At 40.9% G+C, this 22366-nt stretch carries 17 protein-coding genes; 7 read left to right on the top strand and 10 right to left on the bottom strand.

The features are described 5' to 3' along the window. Positions 1-16 precede the first annotated feature (16 nt). The 3 genes from BM161_RS02330 to BM161_RS02320 all read left to right on the top strand — a co-directional run bounded on the left by BM161_RS02330 (position 17) and on the right by BM161_RS02320 (position 4961). Positions 17-1504 carry a bifunctional ADP-dependent NAD(P)H-hydrate dehydratase/NAD(P)H-hydrate epimerase gene (locus BM161_RS02330; protein WP_074930084.1) on the top strand — a complete coding sequence of 496 codons (1488 nt, stop codon included), beginning with the start codon at positions 17-19 and terminating at the stop codon, positions 1502-1504. A gap of 73 nt (positions 1505-1577) precedes the next feature. Beyond that, complete coding sequence (locus tag BM161_RS02325; protein WP_074930082.1) at positions 1578-2798, top strand: GGDEF domain-containing protein; 1221 nt, start codon at positions 1578-1580, stop codon at positions 2796-2798. A gap of 72 nt (positions 2799-2870) precedes the next feature. Next, positions 2871-4961 (top strand): glutamine synthetase III family protein, encoded by a 2091-nt coding sequence (locus BM161_RS02320; protein ID WP_074930080.1) that lies wholly within the window; start codon positions 2871-2873, stop codon positions 4959-4961. A 40-nt stretch (positions 4962-5001) separates the two neighbouring features. Here the strand turns inward: BM161_RS02320 and BM161_RS02315 are convergent, their stop codons facing one another. Further along, on the bottom strand, positions 5002-7143 hold the full coding sequence (locus BM161_RS02315) for a leucine-rich repeat protein (RefSeq protein ID WP_074930079.1): 2142 nt from the start codon (positions 7141-7143) through the stop codon (positions 5002-5004). A gap of 182 nt (positions 7144-7325) precedes the next feature. Here BM161_RS02315 and BM161_RS02310 point away from each other — a divergent pair, with 182 nt between their 5' ends. Next, a complete protein-coding gene (locus BM161_RS02310; RefSeq protein ID WP_074930077.1) occupies positions 7326-8369 on the top strand; it encodes a glycoside hydrolase family 5 protein in 1044 nt (347 codons plus the stop codon). 67 nt (positions 8370-8436) lie between these two features. On the opposite strand, the gene BM161_RS02305 is transcribed toward BM161_RS02310, so the two are convergent. The 5 genes from BM161_RS02305 to BM161_RS02285 all read right to left on the bottom strand — a co-directional run bounded on the left by BM161_RS02305 (position 8437) and on the right by BM161_RS02285 (position 15679). Continuing rightward, the gene (locus BM161_RS02305) at positions 8437-10179 is read right to left on the bottom strand and encodes a leucine-rich repeat protein (RefSeq protein ID WP_074930074.1); all 1743 of its coding nucleotides are present in this window, start codon (positions 10177-10179) and stop codon (positions 8437-8439) included. A 49-nt stretch (positions 10180-10228) separates the two neighbouring features. Then, a complete protein-coding gene (locus BM161_RS02300; protein WP_074930072.1) occupies positions 10229-11338 on the bottom strand; it encodes an IS110 family RNA-guided transposase in 1110 nt (369 codons plus the stop codon). 358 nt (positions 11339-11696) lie between these two features. Continuing rightward, complete coding sequence (gene purD, locus BM161_RS02295; RefSeq protein ID WP_074930070.1) at positions 11697-13037, bottom strand: phosphoribosylamine--glycine ligase; 1341 nt, start codon at positions 13035-13037, stop codon at positions 11697-11699. A 55-nt stretch (positions 13038-13092) separates the two neighbouring features. Continuing rightward, positions 13093-15162: a methyl-accepting chemotaxis protein gene (locus BM161_RS02290; RefSeq protein ID WP_074930068.1), complete on the bottom strand. Its 2070-nt coding sequence runs from the start codon at positions 15160-15162 to the stop codon at positions 13093-13095. Positions 15163-15283: 121 nt separating this feature from the next. Continuing rightward, on the bottom strand, positions 15284-15679 hold the full coding sequence (locus BM161_RS02285) for a hypothetical protein (protein ID WP_074930066.1): 396 nt from the start codon (positions 15677-15679) through the stop codon (positions 15284-15286). A 202-nt stretch (positions 15680-15881) separates the two neighbouring features. Here BM161_RS02285 and BM161_RS02280 point away from each other — a divergent pair, with 202 nt between their 5' ends. After that, positions 15882-16742, top strand: a complete 861-nt coding sequence (locus BM161_RS02280; RefSeq protein WP_074930065.1) for a flagellin N-terminal helical domain-containing protein — start codon at positions 15882-15884, stop codon at positions 16740-16742. A 107-nt stretch (positions 16743-16849) separates the two neighbouring features. Here the strand turns inward: BM161_RS02280 and BM161_RS02275 are convergent, their stop codons facing one another. The 4 genes from BM161_RS02275 to dnaX all read right to left on the bottom strand — a co-directional run bounded on the left by BM161_RS02275 (position 16850) and on the right by dnaX (position 20503). Continuing rightward, entirely contained in the window at positions 16850-17404 is a 555-nt protein-coding gene (locus BM161_RS02275; protein ID WP_074930063.1) for an STAS domain-containing protein, read from the bottom strand. Between the two features lie 88 nt (positions 17405-17492). After that, positions 17493-18092 carry a recombination mediator RecR gene (gene recR / locus BM161_RS02270; RefSeq protein ID WP_074930062.1) on the bottom strand — a complete coding sequence of 200 codons (600 nt, stop codon included), beginning with the start codon at positions 18090-18092 and terminating at the stop codon, positions 17493-17495. A gap of 3 nt (positions 18093-18095) precedes the next feature. Further along, on the bottom strand, positions 18096-18407 hold the full coding sequence (locus tag BM161_RS02265; RefSeq protein ID WP_074930060.1) for a YbaB/EbfC family nucleoid-associated protein: 312 nt from the start codon (positions 18405-18407) through the stop codon (positions 18096-18098). Positions 18408-18409: 2 nt separating this feature from the next. Next, positions 18410-20503, bottom strand: coding sequence for a DNA polymerase III subunit gamma/tau (gene dnaX, locus BM161_RS02260; RefSeq protein WP_074930058.1), 2094 nt, complete (start codon positions 20501-20503; stop codon positions 18410-18412). Positions 20504-20577: 74 nt separating this feature from the next. Between dnaX and BM161_RS02255 the strand changes: the two genes are divergently transcribed. Beyond that, entirely contained in the window at positions 20578-21606 is a 1029-nt protein-coding gene (locus BM161_RS02255) for a hypothetical protein (protein ID WP_074930057.1), read from the top strand. After that, a complete protein-coding gene (locus BM161_RS02250) occupies positions 21593-22360 on the top strand; it encodes a Nif3-like dinuclear metal center hexameric protein (protein WP_074930056.1) in 768 nt (255 codons plus the stop codon). Before BM161_RS02255 ends, BM161_RS02250 begins: the two co-directional genes overlap by 14 nt. The last annotated feature ends 6 nt before the right edge of the window (positions 22361-22366 follow it).

Genomic DNA, 22366 nt, shown 5'->3' with positions numbered 1-22366 from the left:
ACCACTTTCATAAATTATGCAGAAAATTTTTTCTAACCCTTCCGAAATCGAAAAACTCGCAAAAGAAAAATACGCCATACCGCAGTTTCTGATGATGGAAAATGCGGCTAAGGCGCTTGCAGAATTCATTCTGGATTTTTCCCCTGAACATATTTTGATTTTATGTGGCAAAGGCAATAACGGCGGCGACGGCTATGCCGTAGCAAGACTCTTACAGAACAAATGTGATATTACAGTTTTAAGTCTTGAACCGCCCGCAGCCGAAGAAGCCAAAACACAGTACGAAATGTGCCAGCGCCTCGGAATTACTATCGAAGAACAGACCACCACCCCACGGTGGTTGAGCTTGTCGAAACCACAATCATCAGGTACTCAGCTAATCCTCGACTGCATCTACGGCACCGGTTTTCATGGCGAACTCCCTGAATCTGTAAAACAAGTTTTAGATGAAGTAAACAAATCAAATGCCATAAAGATAGCCTGCGACATTCCTTCCGGCTTATATTTTCACGCAGACTACACAATCACAATGGGAACACAAAAGCTTTCCCTTTATTCAGACAAGGCAAAAGCTGTCTGTGGAAAGATAATCGTAGCTGACTTAGGAATTTCTAGAGATAAATTTGAGAGTACGGTCACTGAACGGAGTCGAAGTGATGAATGCATTGAAACCTCCGCAGATCTCACTTACCTCATTGAACCTTCCGACCTCCGCCTCCCCGTACGCAAAGACCGCGCCGCCCACAAAGGCACTTACGGCCACACAACAGTTTTCTGCGGAAACAAGGCCGGAGCTGCAATCCTTACAGCCACTGCAGCAATGAACTTTGGAAGCGGACTCACAACCCTTCTTCCTGAAGCAGATTCAAACCTCTCACAATTTCAGATTTCTCCATCCTTAATGATTTCTGAAACCATCCCTAAGAAAACAACTGCCGTTTCTATAGGCTCAGGCTTTACACAATTTTCCAGCGCGGCCACACAGCAGATAAAAGACTGGTTCGCCTCTCAAAAAAGCCCCGCCGCCGTTTTCGACGCCGGAATTCTCACCGCGCCCGAATTCCCCGAGTTCTTAAAAACTCTCAGCGCCCACGACAACGCCAGAATCATCCTTACACCTCACCTTGCAGAGTTCGTCACACTAGTAAAAAATCTTCTTGAAAAAGAATTCCCGGTAAGCGAACTGGCAGAAAATCCTCAGTTGAAAATCCAGCTGGGCAAAGAAATCAATCAGAAATATCCGAATACAGTTGTAATCATAAAAAGCGCCAACACCTTTATTGCGGCAGATGAAGAATGTTTTATTGTTGCAGACGGACCACAAAGCCTCGCAAAAGGCGGAAGCGGCGACATCTTAGCAGGCCTTGCCGTATCCCTTCTCGCACAAGGCTACTCTGCAAAAGACGCCGCCATTACTGCTGCCGAACATCACGCACTGACGGCCCGCAAAATCGGTGAACAGGCCTACAATCTTACACCCGAAGCCCTACTAAGCCATTTGTGATTTTTTTCTGTTAATAATTTTCAATGTATAGTATAATTATAGAACACTGTCGTTATTTTGGGAGTTTAAAGACATGTATTATTCAAGCATCGGAATCCTTGCGATTCTGATACTTTTTATAAATAATTTCTCAATTCTGATCAAAACCTCTAACAGAGACCTTGATCCTGCACATCTGGCATACAAGAGATTCCTTTACAGCATTGCATCTTTCTACATTGCCGATATGCTGTGGTCTCCTTTATACATTCTCAATGTAAAAGTCATTAACTTTGTTGAAACCAGCCTTTATTTTGTTTTCATGGCCTTCTCAGTTTTGCTCTGGATTCAATACGTTTTCCTTTATCTGAATGACAAAAGTTTGTTTGCAAAAATCCTTCTGTGGGTTGGAAAAATCTTCCTTATTGCCCAGATACTTGTTCTTATTACAAACTTCTTTTTTCCAATTGCATTCTGGTTTGAAGAAGATGGTACTTATCATACTTCTATTGCAAGAAATCTGAATCTTGCAACACAGGTTCTGGTTTGTCTGGTCATGATGATTTACATGATTCCGCTCATCTTGAAAACTCAGGGCAATATCAAACGTCGTCATCAGGCAATTCTGGTTTTCTGTATTGATATGATTATCTTTATCACCCTGCAGGCACTTGATCCTTTCATTCCATATTATTCAATCGGCTGCATGCTTGGAACCTGTCTGCTCAATACCTTCGTTCTTGAAGATGAAAAAGAAGCTCGCCGTGAACAGCTTGAATCAATTTTGAAAATCGAAAAAATGCAGGAAATGGAACTTGGTACAACCCGTAAAATGGCGTACTCAGATCCTCTTACCGGCGTTAAAAATAAAATGGCTTACCTTGAAGATGTAGGCAGTTTTGAACAGAAGATTGAAGACGACTTCCTTAAAGATTTTGGTATTGTTATTTTTGACCTTAATGATTTGAAAAAGACTAATGATACTCTTGGCCATGATGCCGGTGATAAATATATCAAAGAAGGAAGTCGCCTTATCTGCAACAGCTTTAAACACAGCCCGGTTTATCGTATCGGTGGTGATGAATTTGTTGTCTTCCTTTCTGGAGATGATTATAAAAATCACAAAACAATTCTCATAGAATTCAATAATACAATTGAGGAAAACCTTACAACCGGTGGTGTTATCATTGCCTCTGGCTTTGCAGATTATGCAACTCTGGAAGAAAAAGGCTTTATGCGCTTGTTCGAAATAGCTGACAGGAAGATGTACGAACGCAAGCAGGAATTAAAAGCCAAGAAATCTCAATTATCATAGAAAGTTGCAAATCTCACAGTAAATCACTACAATGTAAAAAAAAGCGCAACGACGCGCGACCTGGAGTTCCTCATGACCAACACAAACGTTCCTGAACTTTTTGGAAGTCTTGTATTTAACCAGACTGTTATGAAAGAAATGCTGCCTTCACAGACTTACAAGGCACTTAAGCATACAATGGAAGACGGAACTCCGCTCAACCTTGAAGATGCAAATTCAATTGCAGAAGCCATGAAACAGTGGGCTATTTCTAAAGGTGCAACACACTACTCTCACTGGTTCCAGCCGCTCACCGGTATCACAGCAGAAAAACACGATTCCTTCCTTTTGCCGGCTGATGAAGGCAAAATCTTAATGAGCTTTTCCGGAAAGGAACTGATTAAGGGTGAACCGGACGCTTCAAGCTTCCCTAACGGCGGTAAGCGCTCAACTTTCGAAGCACGCGGTTACACTGTATGGGATCCTACTTCTTACCCATTCGTAAAAGACCACACACTTTGTATTCCAACAGCCTTCTGTTCTTATAACGGTGAGGCCCTCGATAAAAAGACTCCTCTTCTCCGCTCTATGGAAGCAATCAACGAACAAAGCCTTCGCGTTCTCAAGCTTTTCGGTAACAAGGCAAAGCACGTTACAACAACCATGGGCCCTGAACAGGAATACTTCCTCGTAGACGAAAAGCTCTATCAGAAACGCAAAGACCTTAAAATGTGCGGCCGTACTCTTTTCGGTGCACGCCCTGTAAAAGGTCAGGAAATGGATGACCAGTACTTTGCAGCCATCAAACCGCGTGTAATCAAATACATGGAAGATTTGAATGAAGAACTCTGGAAGCTTGGAATCTATGCAAAAACTGAACACAACGAAGCCGCTCCTGCTCAGCACGAAATGGCTCCAATCTTTACTACAAGTAACCTTGCCGCTGACCAGAATCAGCTGACAATGGAAATCATGAAAAAGGTAGCACGCCGCCACGGCCTTATCTGCCTTCTCCATGAAAAGCCATTTGCCGGTGTAAACGGAAGCGGTAAACATAACAACTGGTCAATCGCAACAGACCTGGGAGAAAATCTTTTTGCACCTGGAAAAACACCACGCGACAACGCTCAGTTCCTTTTGTTCCTCACAGCAGTTATTAAGGCTGTTGATGATAATCAGGATCTCCTCCGCTACTCAGTTGCCTCTGCCGGAAACGACCACCGTCTTGGAGCGAACGAAGCACCTCCTGCAATCATGTCTATTTACGTTGGTGATGAACTTGATGCAATTCTCAAGGCTATCAAAGACGGAACTGATTACAGTGGCAAAACAGGCGGCAAGATGTCTATTGGTGCAGACGTACTTCCACCAATTCCGAAGGATTCTACAGACCGCAACCGTACTTCTCCATTTGCCTTCACAGGCAACCGTTTTGAATTCCGTTCTGTAGGAAGTGCACTTTCTATCAGCGGACCAAATACAATCCTCAATGCAATTCTTGCAGATACACTTCGTGCCTTTGCAGACGAGCTTGAACAGTCAAAAGACTTCAATGCAGATCTTGAAAAACTGATTAAACGCGAAATCACCGCACACTGGCGCATCCTCTTCAACGGAAACGGCTACGGTCAGGAATGGATTGAAGAAGCAGAAAAACGCGGTCTAAAAAACTACCGCACAACTCCAAAAGCAATTGAGCACTACATCGACCAGAAAAATATTGATCTCTTCACACGCCTTGGTATCTACACACCAGAAGAAATGAAGAGCCACTACGATATCAAGCTCGAAAAATACTGTCAGGTAATGAACATTGAATCAAATACAATGCTCGAAATGGTACACAAAGACATCATTCCAGCTGCCTTCAAATACCTGAACGTTCTTGCTGATACAGAGTTCAAGATGCAGCGCGTTTTCAACCTCTGCGACGCAGGCCTTAAACTTATGAAGGAATTAAACATCCTCGTAAACGACCTCTCAAACAAGGCCGACCTCCTCGCCAAAAAGCACGAAGAAACCCGCGCCATCACCGACCTCATGCAGCGCGCCCACGCTTATGCAAAGGTAGTAATCCCAGCCATGGAAGAAGTCCGCACCATCGCCGACCAGATCGAACCACTCCTCGGCGAAGAGTACAAACCATTCCCAAGCTACGAAGATTTACTTTTCAGCGTACAGTAATAACAAAGCCCCGATTGCTCGGGGCTTTGTTGTCTATTTTTTAGTTATCAACTTTTGCAAACCAATATGTTGGGTTTTGCACAATGAATGTTGCTATAGAATTAGGATCAGAAACATCTGCAAGTGTCCATTTTTCTTTTATTTCCTGCTCTGATGTATAGCTATAAGAACTGTATGAAATATACCAATTATTTGTATCCTTAAATGTCACACTTGACAATGCTGAGCAACCCCTAAATGTCGAGTGCCATATTCGTTTTAGTGTTGCAGGTAATTCTACTGTAGTTAAACCGGTACAGTCTCTGAATGCTTCATATTCAATATTTGTTATACCTTCTGGAATAATCATTTTAGTTAAATACTTACAACCACAAAATGCTTGCCCATCAATTTGTTTAACAAATGATGGAATCGTATATGAAGTATCAGTTTTTGTTGCTGGATAACAAAGTATGGTCTTATTCTTTTTATCAAATAAAATTCCATCAATACTAGAATAATTTGGATTGGATGCACTAACAGTAATTTCTTTTAAATTATGACATTCCCAGAACATTTGATCACCCATTGTTAGAAGAGAAGAAGGTAGCGTAACACTTTCCAAACTTGTACAAGCATAAAATGCATTGTGTTCTATTGATTTTACGCCCTCAGAAATTTGTACATCTGTAAGCCCCTTACATCCTCCAAAAGCACCATATCCAATACTTCTTACAGAGCTAGGTATTACTAAACTTGTTATTCCTTTTCCTGACAATGCACCATCTTTGATAATTTCTACCGTTGAAGGAACTTCATATTTACCTGTTACATCACCATAAGCTTTTATTAGTGTAGTTTTATTCTTATCAAACAGAATATTATTATCACTCGAATATTTCTGATTATCAACGGAAACACTGAAGCTTGATATAGAGCAATTATTGAATGCATATTCATTAATAGAATTTACAGAACTAGGAATATGTATTTCTGAAATTTTACCGCTAAAAACATAACTTCCGATTGTAGTCACAGATTCAGGAATATTAACACTTTTTAGTTTATTACAATAATCAACCAACCTCGAAGGAATGGTGGTTATAGAGTTACTTAAAACTACGGTCTCCAAGTTACTACACCAATAAAAAACAGATTCACCCAAAGTTTCAACTGAATCAGGAACAACAACATTTGTAAGTCCCCAACAACGATAGAAAGCGGCCCTTTTTATAGTTTTTACTGAACTAGGAATTGAAATACTGGTTAAACCACTTTCTCCAAATGCATATTCCCCGATTGTAGTTATTGTATCTGGCAGAATTACGCTCTTTATACATCTGCAACCTGTATAATTTTTATCTGGATCAAGGAATGCATAATCCGGTATAGCTTTAAGACCTGTCACTCCCGACAAATCAAGATTAATTTCATAAGAATAATAACTAATCAGCGAGTCACGTATAGTTGTAAAGTCTGTATCTGCCATTTCACCTGTAATTATAAAAGTTGCTTCATGATGTAGTTCTTTTACTATAGAATCAAATTCCTTCAGTTCGTCGACAGTAAGGTAAATTGGAGCATAATCAAATATTGTTTCTACTGTTACATTACAGGCAGGCATAATGAATTTGCCGTTTGTAACAGTTATCAGATTTGAATTTTCATCAGTTACTGTATATTCCTTAAAATCATATTCTACGTATGCATACGCAGTAAGTGTAATCTCAGTTCCTTCTGCTGCCGTCGCAGGACTAGCTGTAACTTCACCATAAGTTGAAGGTGTAACAGTTACGCTATACATAGGAATCTGCGACCACAAAGCATATAAGGTTGCATTTGATTTTGCGGAATAGCTTGTGCCATCTGCGAAGTCGGCCTGGGTTGCGTCGGCTTTGGTTGCCCAGCCGGCAAAGTTGTAACCATCTCTTGAGAAGCCTAATTCAGAAATTGTTTTTAAGGCCTGAGCAGTGCCTTCGGTAAATTTCTGAGTTGCTGTTGCCGGGTTTTCACTGCCGTCATTTGCATTAAATGTTATTGTAAATTCAACAGGTTCTGGAGGTAACTCTTCCGCTGGTTCCTTAGCAGGTTCTTCTTTTTTAGGACTGTCTGAATCCACGGAATTGGAGCAGGCTGTAAAAGCTCCCCAAACAAAACAAGTAAATAAACAAAGAGTTGTAATGATTTTAAAACACTTTTTCACTTTATTTCTCCTTTTTTTAATATATATTTATAGGATAGCCCGCTTTTTAATATTCCGCAATAAAAATATTTCGGGACCTTTTTAACGTTTTTTAAGATAAGAAAATCGCCCTATCACAATTCTGAGTAACAATACTGTATATTAAGCAGACATCTGTTTTTATCAGGAGGATAAAGCACGTTATGAAAGAGTTCAAAGGTTTTATGCATGGGGTAAACCTCGGCGGCTGGTTTTCGCAGTGTAATCATACAGACGAGCGTTATGATAATTTTATTAAGGAAGAAGATTTTGCCACAGTAAAGAGCTGGGATCTGGATCATATCCGCCTTCCAATTGACTATGAACTTGTTGAAACTGCTGATGGTCAGAAAATCGAAAAAGGATACGAAAGAATCCGAAAGGCTGCTCAGTGGTGTGCCGCAAACAATCTTAACATGATTCTGGACCTTCATAAAACCTGCGGTTACTCTTTTGACCTTGGTTATAAGGAATCAGGCTTTTTTGATGATGTAAAACTCCAGGAAAGATTTTATAAGCTCTGGGAATCTCTTGCAGAAAACTTTAAAGATGTATTTGCTGGAAGTAATAACGAAATCTGTTTTGAGCTTTTAAACGAAGTAACAGACCAGTCTTACTGTAAAAAATGGAACGCAATTGCCCACACTTGTATAGAGCGAATCCGAAAAATTGCTCCAACAACAAAGATTCTTGTAGGCAGCTACTGGAATAACTCACTTGCCTCTGTAAAAGACCTGGATGCTCCTTATGATGAAAACATTGTTTACAACTTCCACTGCTATGAGCCGCTGGTATTTACACATCAGGGAGCTCCTTGGGTTGGCAAGAATATGAACCCGGATTTCAGATTCCCGCTCAAATCGAAATATGTAGATTATACAAAAATGACTTCAGAAAAGGTTGGCCAGATAGGCACTGCATTCAGTGCTTTTGCAGCAGATGCAACTGTAGATGTAAATTATTTTGAAACAATCTTCGCAGAAGCAGTAAAGGTTGCAGAAGAACGAAATGTTCTTCTTTACTGTGGTGAATACGGTGTAATAGAAAAGGCTACCCCTGAAGACACTCTCGAATGGTATCGCCTTATTTCAACAGTTTTCAATAATCACGGAATAGGCCGTGCAGCCTGGTCTTTCCGCCAGATGGACTTTGGCCTTTCCGACGATCGCCTGAATGGAATCCGTCCAGAATTGATTAAGTACCTGTAAAATAAAAAAAACCGGAACAATTAGCAATAAAGCAATTGTCCCGGGCACAAATTTTAATTAGAAAAACTTAGTTATTAGCTGAAAGTTTGTATAAGTAATAATTTGAATAATCTTCTGTCAAATACACCACATTTTTTTCTGGATCTGATAAATCTGGCATTGCTGTACCATTCGTCATATTTAGCCAATCTTCCTTATTAGATGTATAATACCACCCATTCGTATCATTAAATATAATGCTTATGCAAGAAATAGCATTAGGGCTAATATATTTTACAGAATTTGGGATTTCAATAGCTGTCAAATTTTCACCCGTTAATTCTGCAAAAACATAACTTTCGATAGTATTAACCGTATCTGGTACTATATATTTGCCTTTTTTTCCATCTGGATATTCAATAAGTGTTTTTTTATCTTTACTAAACAGTACGCCATTAATACTTGAAAAATCATTGTTGTTTTCATCAACATTTATATTTAATAATTTTTCACAAAACAAAAATGGAGCCATTCCAATAGTGGTAACACTGGCTGGAATTTCAATTGATTCTAAACTATTACAATTATTAAAAGCAAGATCCTCAATAGTAGTAACACTATTTGGAATCTCTATAGATTCTAGTTTTTGGCAAGACGCAAAAGCTGCGTTTTCAATAACAGTAACACTATTTGGAATCTTAACTGATTTTAAATTAATACAGTAAAAAAAAGCCGTATCCTCAATAGTAGTAACACCATTTGGAATCTCTATAGATTCCAGATTGTAACAAGCTTCAAAAGCTTTGCTTCCAATCTCCGTTAAACCAGTAACATTTGATAAATCCAGGTTGATTTTATGGTGTACGCTACTTATTAATTGAGCAAATCTATAAGAACTTCTAACTTCCCCCGTCACCACAATTGTAGCATCACCTTGCAATTGTTTAACAACATCTTCCAAATTAGCAAGAGTTGCATAATAGACACCATTTAACACGAAATCTGCTGTAACAGTTACATCACTGTCAGGCATAATAAATTTTAGGTTTTCAACAGTTATTGCATTTGAATCAACATCTTTAACAGATAAACTTGACATCTCATATCCATTTTCAGGAACAAGATTTATGGTGATTTCAGTTCCTGCAGCTGCATCTTCTAGACTAGCAGAGACTGTTCCATTTCCATTGCTTACAACATTTACACGGTACTTTGTAACCGGAATCAACGACCACAGCGCATACAAGGTTAAATCTGCAATTGCCATAAAATTAGTGGCGTCGGAATAATAAGGCTGAGTTGCATCTGGTGTTAAGCCCCAACCTGCGAAGGTGTAGCCTCTTTTTGTAAAACCTAGTTCTTCGATGGTCTTAAACTTCTGTGCTGTGCCTCTTGTAAAAGTCTGAGTTGCTGTTGCAGGCTTTGCTGAACCGTCGTTTGCATTAAAGGTAATGGTATAGGTTTGAAGAGCAGTCCACAGCGCATATAAAGTTATATCTTTACTTGCGGTGTAGCTGGCGCCGTCTACATAAGAAGGCTGAGTCTCATTTTCCTTTGTTCCCCAACCGGAAAATTCATAGCCGTTTCTTGTAAAACCAAGCTCGGCAATGGTTTTAAGAGTCTGTGCTTTACCTTCAGTAAAAGTCTGTGTTGCTGTTGCAGGCTTCGTAGAGAGATCGTTTGCGTTGAAGGTTACTGTATAAGTTGCCAGTTTTTTTTCTGAACTTCCACCCGAAGCCCCGTCTGCTGCGTTAGAGCAGGAAAGCATTATTCCTGTAAGATAAAGGATTATTAAACCGGCCATCAGACTTCTAAAACTTTTTTTTTTCATTATTATTCTCCCATAAAAAGTCAACGAACAAGTCGACTTTCTATAATACTTAATTCATGGCAGTCAAAGCTTCTTCTGCAAGTGACATTGGTTTGTATTTGCCAATCATCTTTTGTGCATCAAAATCTTTTTTGTCGCTGAGCATTGCCCAGACGATTTCTGCCATCTTTCTTGCAGCGGCTACAATTGATTTACCGCTGCCTTTATTTGTTTTCATATATTCATAACGCTGCATCATTCTCCAATTTGAAGTATCTTTGCAACGACGAATTCCCAACACTAACTGTACAAAACAGGTTCTCAATTCCTGAGGTCCTCGTTTTGTAATCTTTCCATGATGAATGGTCTCGTTCGAATCCTGTACCCAGGGAACAAGTCCACAGAAGGCCGCATATTTCTTTGCAGTCGCAAATCTTGATATGTCTTCTGTGTAAGCTCTGATTGTCCATGCCGTGATTTTTCCACAGCCACGAATCGTCAGAAGCCGGTTTACCATCTCATCTTCTTTTGTCAGTTCAACCAGCTGTTTTTCAATTATCTTTACGCTTTCTTCAATTCGTTCTATAATTTCAAACATCAGTTTTACTGATTGTGCTTCGAGCACGTAGTCGTTATTCGACTCAAGGGTGTCCAGAATTCTCTGGCGCCCTTTTTTACTTTGTAGGCATCTAAGCTCGTCAGAAAGTCCTAAACTCACAAGTAATGCGTGAATTTCGTTCTTCTGACCGACAGTTGAACGTACAAGTCTTTCCCTTGATTTCAACAAACGTCTGATATTCTCTGTCTCTTTTCCACAAAGATAGCTTTCCGGAAGCATATCCTTTGAAAGAAATTCTGAAATCGTTGAAGCATCATGCTTGTCTGTTTTCTTGGCAGATTCGTTGATTACCTTGAACTTCAGGGTATTGATGACAGTGACTTCAGCACCTGTCTTCTCAACCTGATTCTTGAAGAACCTTGTATTCCCTGTAGACTCAACTCCAATTTTTACATCAGCTCCGGTTGCTTTGTATCTGCTTATTCTTGCAAGAAACTCTGCATACCCGTCTGGTGTTGTCGGATACTGTCTAATCTGATCCAGAGATTCAGATTCTTCTTCGGTACGCACATGAACAGTAAACTGTGTCTTGTGCAAATCAACGCCAATAAAAAATGTCATGATGACCTCCGTCTGATTCTATCGCGGAAAGTCTAATCGGTAGTGTGTTCCAATCTCCCATTCAGTCTCTAGGACTATAGTATGATACGGCAAAAGCTCTTCATTCTCCTTCACAAGGATCCGTGTCCTTACTAAAAATGGCGAACTGATGCCTGGGTTCCGCTGAATCACTTCAGCGTATCACATTACCGCTTGTTCGTTTACTTTTTTATCATGCCTCCTTTTTTATTCATGTTAATTATAACCCTACTTATTCCCATTAGCAATAAAAAAAAAGACCCCGAAACAAGTTCGGGGTGACAGGTCATCTTGAACTTATCTCGGGGTTCAGGTCATGCTGAATTTATTTCAGCATCTATTACAACTTTCCGCTCTCTGCGGCTCCAGGAAGACCAATGTCCTTGCGGAAGAAGGCACCCTCGAACTTGATGGCGCTTATTCCCTGGTAAGCTTTTTCCCAGGCTTCTTTGAATGAAGAGCCGTATGCACTGCAGGCAAGAACACGTCCGCCGCTTGTAAGAATATCACCTTCGCCACGGCGGCCTTCTACACCACCGGCAATAAATACTTTAGCTGTGCTTGCATTAAGTATTGGCTTGTTGAAAGTAATTTCCTTGCCTTTTTCATATGCTCCAGGATAACCGCCGCTTACCATTACTGGTGCAACCTGATATCCAGGTTTCCATTTGAATTCGAAATCTTTGAGTGTACCGTTAAGAATTGCAGAACACATTGCAGTAAAATCAAAATCCATAAGAGGAAGAACTGCCTGTGTTTCTGGGTCTCCAAGACGTACATTGTATTCAAGAAGTTTTGGTCCCTTGCTTGTAAGCATTACACCAAAGAAGATAAATCCGCGATAGTCGAACTTTTCTTTGATAAGACCGTTGAGAGTTGGCTGAAGGATGTCCTTATCAAACTGCTTCATCATCTTGTCTGTAACATCATCAAGAGGACAAACAGCACCCATTCCGCCAGTATTTGGACCTTTAGCACCGTCCATAAGACGTTTGTGATCACGAGCTGGAAGGAAAGGAACGATTGTAGCATTTCCACTTACAGCATATTCAGGAGTTACAGAAACAGCAGCGAGTACTGAAATCTCAACACCTTCAAGATATTCTTCAATAACAAGTTTTTTACCTGCATCACCAACTTTGCCGTTGCCCATCATATCCTGAACAGCAGCAAGGGCTTCGTCTACAGTAGCGGCAACTACAACACCTTTACCTGCTGCAAGACCGTCGGCCTTAACAACAATTGGTGCTCCGTGCTTTTTAATGTATTCACAGGCTTCGTCAATATTTGTAAAGGTTTCGCTTGAAGGACAAGCTACGCCGTATTCTTTCATGAATTTTTTAGAAAGGTCTTTACTGCCTTCGAGCTGAGCGCCTGCCTTTTTTGGACCAACAACAGGAATATCAGCCTTCCAGAATTCATCTGCGATACCGGCACAAAGAGGATCTTCTGGTCCAATTACGGCCATGCGGCAATTTTCGTGCTTTGCAATGGCTACATAAGGATTTTCGCCTTCTTTGATGTAGTCGCAATTTTTAGGATTTACATTTACACATTTTGATTCGATAGCAGTACCGCCATTTCCCGGCACTACTATTACTTTATCAACAACAGAACTCTGAGCAATTTTCCAGCAGATAGTGTGCTCACGTCCACCACTGCCTACTACTATAATATTCATAAAGTGATATTAACGAATTTTATGATAAAAAAAAAGGGGCTCTCGCCCCTTTTCGCTATACCTTAAACTCCTCAATTCGCTCAGAAATATTGTTTACGGCGGAGGTCATGTCTTCGGTGAGCTGATGCAGGTTCTTGGTTGTTTCCTGAGTTACCTCGGTTGTTGAAACAATCTTGTTGAAGTTCTGGGCCATATTCTTTGAAGACTCTTTAAGGCCTTCGATGGAATTAAGAACTGTTTTGGCACGGTCTTCAATCTTTTTACTTGAACGCTGTACGCTTACAGAAATATTGTTCATCTTTGCAAGAGTTTCGAGGAGGTTCTTAGAACCTTCACTCTGTTCCTCTGTTGCCCTCTTAATTGAATAAACCAGTTCAGAAGTATTATTTGTCTTATCAGATACAACTTCAAAGCTGGCCTTACTCAAGTCGGCACTTTCTACTACCTTCTGAATATTTGCCGCAATGAGCTTAAGGTTTTCACCAATGCTCTTAGACTGAGTAGCAGATGTATCAGCAAGCTTACGGATTTCTTCAGCAACTACTGCGAATCCCTTTCCAGCCTCGCCCGCATGTGCAGACTCAATCATGGCATTCATAGAAAGCAGGTTTGTCTGAGAAGAAATGCTTGCGATAACCATGTTTGTATCCTGCAGAGTTTTACTCTGTGCAAGAACTGAGTTCAAAAGCTCGTTTACAATACGGTTCTTTTCAATTCCTTCGGCTGTTGCAGAATTGAGCTCTGCAAATTCACCAGCCATCTTATCAACAGAACTTGAAATAGACTGAATATTAGCAATCATCTGTTCAATTCCGGCACTAGCCTGAGTAATGGCAGAAACCTGAGAATCAATCATCTGATTAAGAGTTCCAATATTAGAAGAAATCTGTGCAACAAGCTCACTTGTATCAGTTACGCTCTTATCCTCTGCTTCAAGAGTTTCTGTTGCAGTCTGAATTTCAGTTGAGATGTTATCCATCTGCTGCTTTGTTTCATCGAGCTGACCTTTTACATTTTCGAAAGTCTGCCTAAGATTTGCATTTGCATTTCCGATTTCGCTTACAGTTTCATGAACAGTGTTTACGAAGGTATTTACAGATTTCTTTACCAGAGAAATTTCATTGTTATGATAGATTGTAAGACGCTTTGTAAGGTCCTTATCTCCAGTGTTAAGGTCATCAATATTCTTTTTAATATCTGCAAACTTACCAATGATGATTTTAATGATAAACAGTTCAAGAAGAACAAGAATTACGGCAATTCCAACACCTTCAATAAGTGAGGTTCTTCTAAGTCCCGATGAAATCTGGAGCATTTCACTCTTTTCAACAGAGGCAACAACTGTCCAGGTTTTATTATTAAGCTTAATGGTTTTCGAATAGACTTCAAGATGAGACATATCCTCGTCTGCAAGAATATCTTCACCAGCACGAATCGACCTTGTATCATCATAAATTGAAATGCGTCCGGTATTATAGAAAGTTTTTCCAAGACGAGTGATTGGTTCAAGCTCAAGGAAGCCTACACAACCACCAGTAATCTTTTTGCCCGTTTTTTCATCAATAAAATCTGATTTTACGAAAAGAGGCATTGTATAACCACCGGCAGCAGCCTCTCGAGGAGATTCAAGCCAGACTGCAACATCGCTATCCTTATGATTAACATAATATTCTCGCTGAAGAATACCTGCTTTTGAGGTTCCACCCTTAGTATTAAAGGTTTCCGGTCCGCCGTCTTTTGCGTCTGTGTTTGTATCCCAGAATACCATTACATATTCAAAACCATCTGGCTTTGGAACAGTTTTTACTCTTCTTTTGATGTTTTCAGGATCATCTGTAGAATCAACAATAGCACGCTGAAAAACATTCATAACAGTTACCTGGTTTTCAAACCACATTTCTACGTTATCAACAGCGGAATCAAGAATACTGTCTATAGACTGATCATAAATGGTTTTAATTGGTGCTTTTATATTGCTTGCAATAAAAATAAGGAATACTGCAATAAAACCAAAAGTTTCGAGAAATCCAATTACACCATATTTAAAAAGAAGAGACTCTTTTCTCTGTTTCTTTTCTTTTTTTACTGTGGTTTTGCTGTCACCATCTAACTTCTGCTCTGTCATAAGCATGCCTCACTATGTAAAATAACTAATAACAGTTTTTTAATGACATCACTCCTAAACGTTAAGTATAAAGTATAATGAGTGAAAGTCAAACATTATTGTTGAGATTAAGAAGTAAACCTTAGTCCGCACGCGGCTTATGGCAGTTTGAACAGCCGACTACATGCACGTGCTTTTTTCCAAGCGCTTTATTAAAAAGACGTGCTGTAAGGCTCTGATCCTGCGCAACTTCTTTATGACATACAGGGCAGATTCGCTTTAAGCCGGGTTCACAGCGCGGATAGCAGTGCGGGCAGCCCATTACAATCATAAGCTGGTCGGGAACATTCATTGGTCTGTAGACTTTGGAAATGATATTCTCCCCAACAAAGAGATTTGAATCGCAGAGCGGACATTTTACCGGCTGCATAGCTTTCTGGCGGGTTGTTTTTTGATTTTTCTTATTAAAATACTTTATGTACCAGACAATCAGCGCAATGATTACGCAGACTGCAGCACCCATTATTAAATAATCCATATATAGATTATACCACGGTGTTTTCGACAGGCTCAACCACCGGTAAAAAAAATTAAAAAAAATTGTGAATTTTTCCTAAACTTTTTTTCTGCTTACCCGACAATCAAGTATAAGGGTGGTGGAAACCCGTGAGATAAACCACGTTGTGGTTTTAAACCCACCAATGTGTTTTATCTTATAACCTAGCTATAAGGAGATTATTATGGTTATTAATCACAATATGAGCGCTATGTTCGCTCAGCGTTCCCAGGGAATTCAGGATCTTAACAACCAGAAGAGCATGGAAAAACTCTCTTCAGGTATGAGAATCAACCGTGCTGGTGATGATGCATCTGGACTCGCAGTTTCTGAGAAAATGCGCGCACAGATCCGCGGTTTGAACCAGGCTTCTACAAACGCACAGAATGGTATTTCTTTCATTCAGACAACTGAAGGATACCTCCAGGAAACAACTGACATCGTTCAGCGTATTCGCGAACTTGCAGTTCAGTCTTCAAACGGTATCTACTCTTCTGAAGATCGTATGCAGATCCAGGTTGAAGTTTCTTCTTTGATCGCAGAAGTAGACCGCATCGCTTCTTGTGCACAGTTCAACGGTATGAACATGCTCACAGGCCGCTTCGCTCGTCCTACAGGTGAAAACGTTGTTACAGGTTCTATGTGGTTCCATATTGGTGCTAACATGGATCAGAGAACTCAGGTATACATCGGAACAATGTCTGCTACAGCTCTTGGACTCCGCAACATTGGTGATGAATCAATCATGTCTTTGGCAACTCCAGATGAAGCTAACCGCGCAATCGGAACTCTTGACGAAGCATTGATGAAGATCAACAAGCAGCGCGCTGACCTCGGTGCTTACCAGAACCGCCTTGAAAAGACTGTAACAGGTCTTGATATCGGTGCTGAAAACCTCCAGGCTTCTGAATCACGCATCCGTGATACAGACATGGCTGAAGAGATGGTTAAGTTCACAACTTCTAACGTACTCTCTCAGGCTGGAACAGCTATGCTTGCACAGGCTAACCAGTCAAGCCAGAACGTACTCAGCTTGCTCCGCTAGAACTAAACGAATCTCGGCCCTTCGACTCCGCTCAGGGACCGAGACAAAAAAAATCCGATGCATTGCATCGGATTTTTTATTTAACAAAAAGAATTAAAAATCAGAAATTAACCAAGAGTGATAGCTCCGGCATCGCTGATAGTGATAATTGCTTTACAGTTAGTACAGCGGAAGCGGCCTGCGTGTGCAGCCTGAATATTCTTACCACATGAAGGACAAACAAGCATCTTAGGGAATACTGGTCCTGGAGCTGAACTGTCATCATGTTTAAGATATTCCAAAGCTTCTTCTGTAGTATCTTTCAAATTGAAGAACTGAGAGAATCCAAGAATCTGGAATACTTCAGCAACCTTCTCCTGAACTTCAGAAAGAATGATATCTCCACCCTTAACCTTTACCATCTTAAGAAGAATTGTAAATGAGCCAAGTCCAGTAGAAGATACATATGACAATCCGCCACAATTAAAGAGAAGATTAAAATAGCCTGCACCAATTACTTTCGTAAGCTGTTTCTGAAAGAATGATGAATTATAAGTGTCGATATACCCATCCAGGACAACCATACAACCGTTCTGGACTCCTGGAATCTTATGCAAAGTGATCTTGAGTGAATCGTCCTTGTCACTGTCAAAACCTGAAACGATAGAATTATTTGATTCCATTTAAATTACTCCTTATGAATTATTATAAATCAAGTATTTTGAATTGTCTATTAAAAAATTGAAAAATTATAAATGAACGAAAAATTACCTAGAGCGTACTCCTTCCACGGAAACTCAAGGCTAAAGTTCGTTTATCTATATATTCAAGGTCTCCACCAACAGGAATACCGGTTGCAAGACGGGTTACCTTTGGTGGCTGAGGCATATTAAGTTCTGTAATCATCTTATTAAGATAAAGGGCTGTAGTATCGCCTTCAACAGTAGGATTTGTTGCAATAATGATTTCTGTAACAATTCCTTCCTTTATTCTATTCAACAGAGGCTGAATTGAAAGCTGTGCAGGGCCAATTCCTTCGAGAGGACGAAGCAAGCCGCCAAGTACATGATACTTTCCTTTATATTCACCATACGCTTCGATTGTAGAAACATCCTGAGGCTGCTCTACAACACAAATCTGGGCTGAATCACGAAGAGGATTTGAACAAATTGGACATGGATCACTTTCTGTCCAGGTTCCACAAACAGAACAAGGCTTAATACGCTCCTGGAGATGTCCGAGATTCTGTGCAAACTTCTGGACATAGGTAGAATCCTGCTTTAAAAGCCAGTTTACCATGCGCACTGCACTTTTCTTTCCGATTCCGGGGAGACGTGAAAAATTATTTGCTAATTCGTCAAATGCGTTCATAGATTAAAGTCCAAACTGACTGAGATCGAGTCCCCCAAGGATGGAACTTGATTTTGCCTTAATCTGTTCCTGAACATTTTCTACCGCATTTTTGTGAGCCGAAACAATAAGATCTTCGAGCATCTGAACATCGCGGTTATCTACACAGATAGGATCAAGCTTGATTCCCATCATTTCAAATTTTCCATTGAGAGTAACAGTTACCATACGGCCGCCAGAAGAACCTTCTGCACGGATATCTGCAAGCTCCTGCTGAAGCTTTTCCGACTGTTCTTTTATTGCCTGTGTATTTTTAAGCAATTCAAATGGATTCATAATTACATCCTCCCGGCAACAATGGTTCCCTTAAAAGCATTTACCAGAATATTTACCTGAAGCGGAATTTCTACTTTTTCAGCAGCTTCCTGCTTATCCTGTACTTTTAAAGTTACATATAAATTCATTGGACGGCCACAAATATTTGAAATTTCTGCAGCAATCACATTTTTTTTCTTTTCGATAAGGCTTAAGTCGTAGTCGCTTTCAACTGTAGTACTTACACCATCAGCTTCCATAACCCATAAGCCGGTTTTTTCTACATTTGAAGCAGCAAACCCATCTGTAATGGCAAGGGCGGCAGTTACCTGGCCGCGAAGCTGTGCTATGGAAATTGTCTGTCCGTTGGCTGCTACAAAGGTTTCCTGTAACTGAACAGGGGCCGAAGCTGCTACCGGATTCGTTGCTTCTTCATAGGCTGCTTCGGCATTGTTTGCAAGCTCTCCTTCATCAGGATAATACTCATCATCTGGAGGAGCATCCATATTTGACCAGCCGTCATCTCCAAAATCTGCATCTGGATTTTCTGAATAACCTGATGCAGAAAGCGGAATATCCATTACGGGCATAGCCTGACCATCGTCGCTGACATTTTCCTGAGAAATATGAAGTTTCAGACGTTCATCAAGCTCTGCCGGATGACTGATTTCTGCCTGTGGGGCAGCCACTGATTGTTCAGGCGGCAGTGGACCGCCATCATGAAAAGGGTTTGCACTCTCCGCGTCGGCATCCGGCGGTTCCCCGCCTCCCCCGTTCGCTTCTTCTTCAATCAGCTTATCAAGCATGGAAAGACGAGGAAGTCCGTTTGGGATTGGATTGATGCCTAGAGACTCTTCGGATTTAGGCTGAACTGGGGCTGCGGTAGTTTCGACCCCTTCGACAGGCTCAGGGACCGCGACCACCGTATTTACAGAGTTCTGTGCTATTGCGGGCTTATTTTGCTGCACTGGTGCTCCAGAAAGCAAAGCCTGAGCCGCATCAATTGCCTTTTTAACCTCTGCGCTTGAAACATAACTGCCAATCCAGCACAAGCGGCTGAAAGCAAGTTCAAGCTCGTAGCGAGGTGAAAGTGAATATCGGATATCACGATAAAGCTGCAGATATATAGAAAGAGCCCGTTCAATCTGAACTGTATTCCATGCTCCAAGAACTACACTGCTGTAGCGCTCAGGAGAATTACCAAGAAGAGACTCTTTTTTAACACCGTTCTTAATAAGAAGAAGGCTTCTAAGATAATCTGCACTGTTGGAAATCAGTTGTTCAATTGAAACACCGGCCTGTAAAAATTCATCAAGAAGATTGATTACAGTTTCTGTCTGATTCTGAGCACAGGCTTCAAAAACAGTGTTCAGGCGGTCAATTCCAACAAGGCCAAGCTTATCACGAATCTTTTCATAAGTGATATGGCCATCGCTGAAGGCTACAACCTGGTCGAACAGAGTGTAGGCATCGCGCATAGAACCTGTAGACTCGCGGGCAATCCAGAAGAGAGCCTCATCATCAGCCTGAATACCAAGCTCTGCGGCAGCCTCTGCAAGGCACTGCTTTACCTTATCAATTGCAACCAGACGGAAATTAAACTGCTGGCAGCGAGATTTAATAGTAGCAGGAACCTTCTGAAGTTCAGTTGTTGCAAAAATAAAGATTACGTATGGAGGCGGCTCCTCAATAGTCTTCAAAAGAGCATTGAAAGCCGAAGTTGAAAGCATGTGGACTTCGTCTATGATATAGATTTTGTACTTTGCATTGCTTGGAGGGAAAAGAACCTCATCTTTAATCTGACGGATATTCTCAACACTGGTATTTGACGCACCATCGATTTCAATTACATCGAGAGAGGTCCCCTTTGTAATTTCCTGACAGGTAGAACACTGGCCGCAAGGATTATCGGTTGGCCCGTTCTGACAGTTCAAAGCCTTTGCAAGAATACGAGCTGTAGAAGTCTTTCCACAACCGCGTGGTCCCGAAAACAGGTAAGCATGGGCTATTTTTCCGGATTTTATTGAATTCTTAAGAGTTTCAGCAACAAATTCCTGACCAACGAGGTCATCAAACTGCTGCGGACGTCTCCTAGTAGCTGTTACTTCATATGACATATGAGTAAATTATAATAGTAAAAGAAAAAAGTTGAAAGTAGAAATAATCTGTAATTCCCATTATAATTTACTCTATGAAATTTTACGGTGAACTCTTAGTTTTTGCATTATTATTTATTACCAACCTGCGCGTTTTCTTTGTGCAGCATGTGCGTCGCGATCCGCTTGTAATTCTGGCTCCGTTCACCTTTATTGTGGCAATTCTTCAGATTTTTGCGTGGGGAATTGACGCTTTTACCGTTCTTGGACTTTTAATTGCCCTTTTTGTTCTGCTTTCAAACTTCCATGCTATTTTCCGCTACATGGAACGGCTTTACATTGACCATTACAGCCCTTTGATGAAGGTCTGGGCAGTTTTTACAATCATCATTTCTGCTGTGGCACTTGCTGCTACAATCTACTTTGCTCCGGTGGAAAGAAATCCGCGCCGCCTGGAGATTACAGAAAATCAGACTCAATATAAAGGAAGTTTTAGAAGCGGATTTGTAGAAGCCGGCGCTGCTGGTAAAAAATCTCTTACAATTTATGAGTTTGCACCGTCCACAAAAAAGGATCAGGATTTTATTATCCTGCTTGCTCCGGACAAACGTGCAGACACCGCAAACTATAAGCCTTATCTTCAGGAAATGGCAGAGCGCGGCTACACAGTTTATTCAGCAGATTTTTTTGCAGATGACGGACAGTGGTTGCATTCTATCGGCGACAAAAGAATTATCCGCCGTCTGATTATGGTTATTCAGAGCACCTTAAACGAAAAGCAGTTCACCGCTCAAAAAGAATATTATTCTTACAATATTTCTCAGGAATATTCAGTTTTGATTCCGCTGCTCCGCGAACGCTGTGGGGCAGACAAAAAATTCCTTCTTATAACTGATTTTATGGCTGATATTGCAGCTGATGATTTAATGAAGAAAAATCCGGAAGATATTGCTGCTATTTTTAAGCTTTCTTCTATAGACAATTATAAATCTTCGGGCTACGGCTGTATTGAACAGACTGACCCGCTTCTGGCAATGGCTCTGGGACTCAGCCGCGACCGTTCTCTTGCAACTCCAAAGCTTCTGGCAGATAAAACTATTGAGGTAATAAATGACATTAAATGAGTTTGACGCCTGGCTTAATGCGTTCCTTAAAAAAGAAGATTTTTCGGCAGACCCTTCACGAAACGGTATTCAGATTCAGAACGCCGCCCCGGCCGGTAAGGAAGTCAAAACGATAGCGTTTGCGGTGGACGCCTGCGAAGCAACCGCTCTCGCTGCGGCTAAGGCTGGCGCCGATGTTTTAGTTGTTCATCACGGACTTTTCTGGGGCGGTTGCGAAACTCTCACCGGAAACTTTTACAAGCGTGCAGCTGCTTTTATTAAAAACGACCTCGCTTTAATCGGCTACCACATTCCTCTTGATGCAAATAATCCTTATGGAAATAACTATGGCCTTGCAGCCGCTCTCGGTCTTTCAGAGCTTGAACCGTTCGGCTTCTGGCATGGTATGAGCATTGGAGTTCACGGAAAGTTCCAGACATCTGTTACTCCAGAAGAACTCACCGCATCCCTCTCAAAAATCACAAAAACAAATGCCCGCCTATTCCAGTTCGGAAAATCACAAATCCAGACTGTAGGCATTATTTCCGGCGGGGCGGGTGAAGATGTAGATCAGGCTGCTGCTCTCGGTTTAGATTGCTATATCACAGGAGAATTCATGCATCAGGACTTCCATCCGGCGGAAGAACTTGGAATAAATGTAATTGCCGGCGGCCATTACGGCACCGAAACAATGGGAGTTTCCCTTCTTAAAGAAAAAGTAGAAAAGGAGTTAGGTCTTCGCACGTTATTTATTGACCTGCCGACAGATTTATAAGTATAT

This window comes from Treponema bryantii (assembly GCF_900113965.1).
In the GTDB taxonomy this organism is placed as follows: domain Bacteria; phylum Spirochaetota; class Spirochaetia; order Treponematales; family Treponemataceae; genus Treponema_D; species Treponema_D bryantii_A.
This window is presented reverse-complemented; position numbering and strand designations above follow the sequence as displayed.